Here is a 1,861-nt window from a genome sequence, read left to right on the forward strand (position 1 = left end):
CGTCTGGACCAAGAAAAAGGTCCGTCAACGCCGCTTCACAGGGCGCCGTATCACTCAGCTCTGATTCCGGGTACTAGTTGTCGACGGCAGTGTTGTCTGCCCGTGTCGCATTGACCTGCGCAGACATTTGCATCCGGGAACGATACTGCCGAATAATGGTCAATCCGGTATGAGGTTCGCCTGTCCACGACGACCGACGGGGCGCGCGGATTTCGGATCGGCGTCCAGTATTGGCGCAACACCTCAATGACTGTTAGAACATCAAGGTGGGCGGTGCGGAGAAGGTCCACGATCTCACGATTGCCTCGCGGCAGTACGATTAGCAACAGCCCTGATCCTCGTGAGGGGCAGCAGAATGGCAGCAGCAGCCCGAGATTGAGGTTGCCGCCGCCCAGCAACGGCGCCCACGCCGATATCCTGAGGCGCATCGCGGCTTAGAAAACTGTGAGCACTCGGCGCAGCCGCCTGCGCCGGGAACATGGAATGATTGCCATGGCCGACCAATGCCTCGTCGCACCGGCGCCGCCCCCGCGCGTTGCACTAGCGACAGCGACGGGATGTCTTCGACGCCCGACCAGCACGACCTCGCGCAGACCAATCGCCTTGACGGCCTTGAGCTCATGTTGTTCCGGCATGGGCGCGATCGCCAGCCCGTGCCGGCGGGCCTCTCTTCAAGATCTTGGGCTTTTGCGCACGAAGCTGGGAGCGCAGCAGGAGCATGTACCGGTTCGGCTTTGTCAGGTCAGCGAGGTCGGGCTCGATCACGCCGGCGTGCCCGCGCAAGCCCCTGAAGCTGGGTCAAGACATCAAACATCGATTGGGTGATGCGGCGCCGCTCACGCAATCGAATTCCCCGAGGGCGCTTGTCGCCGGCGTGCCGGCCAGAGCAAGCGCGAGGCCGAACTCCGTCGAGGGCACGAACATTGCCGTCATCATGGTGGGATTGCGGGCGTGGCACTCGAGCTTGCGCATCCCGATCTTGAAGAGCGCCGCCGTTAGCCATTGCCATCTCTAGCAATCAGTTTTTTGCAGGCAATGCTCGCGTCCTTCCTGGTCCGTGCGGAAGGATTCGATGAAGCCGCCCTGCCGCTGCGTGACGAAAATCGTTTTGCCGTCTTTACCACCGAAGGCGAGGTTTGACGGCTCTTTGCCTTTTAGCGCGATCTCTTTCTGGACTGTGCCGTCTCGGGTCAGGACTGCAATCGAACCCTTCAGGATACGGGCTATCAACAGCTTACCCGCAACGTCCGCACGCACCCCATCGATCGTGTCGCGATCGAATGTCTTGACGAGCCTCGCATTGGCCAGATCGTTTCCGCGAAGGTCATAAGCCCATATCTGACCGTTGGAGGATTCTCCAACATAGAGAGTCTTCTCATCAGGGCTAAGATCGATGCCGTTCGTTGTGCCCATGGCGCGCGGCGCGGTCATCACGTGGCCCTGTACCAATCCATTAGGGGCCATCGCGATCCGCCAAATCTGTCCGGTGCGTCCCTTCCAGTTGGGATCGCTCGCGTAGATCGTACCGTCATGGGCGATAGTCATGTCGTTGGGCTGGTTCATCTGATCGGAATGAAACCAGACCTCTGGCTGCGTGCTGCCTTTCTTAACCGCAAAAATGTTGTGCTTCTTGTAATCGGCGATGAACATTGTGCCGTCGCGGCCGAAGCGAATGGAGCTGGGCACGCTGCCTTCAGGAAGATCGATGAACTTCTCGGACGCGGCAGCGCCGGGCGCGAGCTTGCCGATCGTGCCCTGCTTGCCGAAATTGACGACATAGAGATCCCGGACGGTCACTTCAAATTCCCCCACCTGTGGTCGCGCAAACTCCCCCACTTGTGGAGCAGGACGAGAGGTTATT

The 1,861-nt window shown here is 59.9% G+C and carries 1 protein-coding gene; it reads right to left on the reverse strand.

What is annotated here, in order from left to right:
* Nucleotides 1–1,011 precede the first annotated feature (1,011 nt).
* A complete protein-coding gene (locus AC5ZG5_RS46040; RefSeq protein WP_456647232.1) occupies nt 1,012–1,836 on the reverse strand; it encodes an SMP-30/gluconolactonase/LRE family protein in 825 nt (274 codons plus the stop codon).
* Nucleotides 1,837–1,861: the final 25 nt, after the last annotated feature.

It is taken from the genome of Bradyrhizobium sp. Ses1 (genome assembly GCF_059512365.1).